Source organism: Stieleria sp. (genome assembly GCF_041595215.1).
Classification (GTDB): Bacteria; Planctomycetota; Planctomycetia; order Pirellulales; family Pirellulaceae; genus Stieleria; species Stieleria magnilauensis.
In genome coordinates this window covers 1-2,764 of the sequence record NZ_JBFHKV010001104.1, presented here as the reverse complement: position 1 = coordinate 2,764, position 2,764 = coordinate 1, and the positions used below count along the sequence as shown (strand labels likewise).

General features: G+C 59.7%; 3 protein-coding genes. 2 read left to right on the top strand and 1 reads right to left on the bottom strand.

The features are described 5' to 3' along the window. Positions 1-409, bottom strand: a 409-nt coding sequence (locus tag ABX749_RS28520) for a hypothetical protein (RefSeq protein WP_372899021.1), incomplete at its 3' end; no start/stop codon positions are given. Between the two features lie 350 nt (positions 410-759). Here ABX749_RS28520 and ABX749_RS28515 point away from each other — a divergent pair. Then, entirely contained in the window at positions 760-1,809 is a 1,050-nt protein-coding gene (locus ABX749_RS28515) for a transporter (protein WP_372899020.1), read from the top strand. Between the two features lie 36 nt (positions 1,810-1,845). Beyond that, positions 1,846-2,764, top strand: a 919-nt coding sequence (locus tag ABX749_RS28510; RefSeq protein ID WP_372899019.1) for a tRNA dihydrouridine synthase, incomplete at its 3' end; no start/stop codon positions are given.

Here is a 2,764-nt window from a genome sequence, read left to right as displayed (position 1 = left end):
GCCTGTCCGCAAGCGTCTGTTCGTGCTCGGCTTTCAGGGCATCGTATTCGTCTCGCAACGCTTGCAGCTGCTCTTCGGTGCGCTGTAAGTCACTGTTTTCGAGAGCCGCGTTGTCGCGGGTCAGTTCGATGGATGCTTCCAGTGTCGCGTTTTCCTGGCGCAACGATGCGGCTTCCTCGCGGGCGCGTTCCAGATCGTCGCGTTGCTCGTCGAAGGACCGCTGGAGTGAAAGCAGCTCGCCGTGTTGGCTGGATGAGTCGCCGCCCGCCGTTGCAAGCTCGTCCTCCAGTTCACGGACCCTGCGGTCCAAGCCGCTGGTGTCTCGGTACCAGAACAGATGCCCGAGCAGCAGCCCTGCGGCGATGAAGATGAAAATCGAAACAACCGGTAAACCGAAGATCACGCCCATCAGTCGAATCCGTCCTGCGTCAATGGCCAACCGTTGCGACCGGGCTGTCTCAGTTTCGACAAACTCGGAAAGATACGGTGTTTTGCGAAGTTTGGCTGTCCAATCCCTGGAAGCCCCGGTGCCTGATTTTGGCACCACCCTAGCGGCTATAGCAAAGGCGCGACCGGCGAGTCGACCCGAGTTTGGCAAGATTCAAGTTCGCCCGGGCGGGCAGTCGGTTTGGTCAGATCATGCCGATTGTCAACGCTCCAATGGCGGCAGCTGAAACTTGCCGTCCGGGAGGTCGATCTAGCGAAGACCTTCGTCACTCGATTTTCCCAGCATGGATTTCCCAGCACGGATGCTTTCTTATGACGGTGAAACCCTATCATCTTCTCGCGGCTGTTGCGTCGCTGTTTTTGACCACGTCCGCCTCGATCGCCGACCATCCCGGACGAAAATCGCTGGCGGACAAACACGGCCCGGCCGGAATCGCGGGCGATCATGTGCATGAAAAGGGCGAGTGGATGGTCGAGTACAAGTACATGAACATGTACATGGAAGACAATCGGATCGGCGATCGGACCGTCAGCGATTCCGAAGCGATCGCTTTCGGCGCGACGAGCTCGCCGATGACCAATCGCATGGCCGCTCCCACGCAAATGACGATGGAGATGCACATGACCCACGTGATGTACGGTGCCACCGACAATGTGACGCTGTACACGATGTTTATGTTGCCGAGTTTGACGATGGATCACATCCGCGGCCCGATGAACCCGGCCGGGGCGGGGACCGAATTCACGACCCATAACAGCGGTTTCGGTGACACGGCCCTGGGCGCGCTGCTCCGGCTGTACAGCACCGAGCGTTGCGATTGGATTTTGAACCTGGGCGGGTCTGTTCCGACCGGCGATATCTTTCGGACCACGTCGACGCCGACCGGTGGCATGATGTCTCAACCGCTGCCCTACCCGATGCGACTGGGCAGCGGGACCTTCAACGCACGCCCCGGCATGACCGTGCGGTATTTCGCCGACCAATGGAGCTGGGGGGGGCAGGTCCAGTCCGATCTGCCGATGGGCAAGAACTATCGCGATTACCGTCTCGGTGCCGAAGTCCGCCTCAACACGTGGACCCAATACCTGGTCTGCGACGCGTTCGCCCTGTCACTGCGCGGGGAACACGTTTGGCGTGACAACATTGATGGCGCCGATCCGCAGACGCCCGACGCGGGGATCAGCACCAACGTCGAAAGCTTTCGCGGCGGATACTGGTACAACCTGGGGATCGGTGGCCAGTTGAACTGGAAAGGAAATTATTTGAACCTGGAAATTGTGCCCACGTTGGCGCAAGACCTGGACGGAATCCAGTTGGAGACGGACTATTCAATCATTGCCAGTTGGTCGCGTGCGTTTTAGAGTGACGGGGAATCACCTCCCGCGAAAGCTTTAGCCATGTCACGTCCCTTCCCCCCACCCGCGTTTCGGATCGGCGATCTGGTCGTCGATCCGCCGATCCTGCAAGCCCCGATGGCGGGCTTTACCAACGCCGCCTTCCGTCAAATGGTCCGCGAATATGGCGGCGCCGGATTGATCGCGACCGAAATGGTCAACGCCCGCGGCTTTGTCTGGATGGACGAAAACGAAGCCGAACATCCCGAACGCTTGTGGGGTGTGGCCGAAGAACCCCGCCCACTGGCGGTCCAGATCTGGGACAACGATCCGGAAACGATGGCCAAGGTCGGTCGGCGGTTGGTCGAGGAGTACCAGGTCAGCGTTGTGGATATAAATTTCGGCTGCCCTGTCCGCCAGGTCACCGAAAAAGCACACAGCGGCAGCTACCTGTTGCGAACGCCGGGCCGGATGTTCGAGATCATTTCGCAACTGGTTAAAGCGTGCGCGCCGACGCCCGTGACCGCGAAAATCAGACTCGGCTGCAGCCCCGATTCGGTCAATTGCAACGAAGTCGCTCGGGTGGTCGAAGAGGCCGGTGCGGCGGCGCTGACCGTTCATGGCCGCACCGCCAAAGACATGTTTCGCGGGCATGCCGACTGGGATCGCATCAGCGAAATCAAGGCCCACCTTCGAAACATTCCGCTGATCGGAAACGGTGACCTGGACTCGCCCGAAAAAGTTGTTCACGCCTTCAAGACCTATGACGTCGATGGCGTCATGATCGCCCGCGCTTGCCTCGGCCGCCCGTGGCTGTTCTCGCAAGCCGCCGCCGCACTCCGCGGCCAACCGATCCCGCCGGAACCCAGTCTGCCAGAACAACGTCAATGCATGATGCATCACTACGATCTGGTCAAAGAACGCTTCGGCGAAGAAAAAGGCACGATCCTGATGCGGAAATACGCTTGCTGTTACGCCCAAG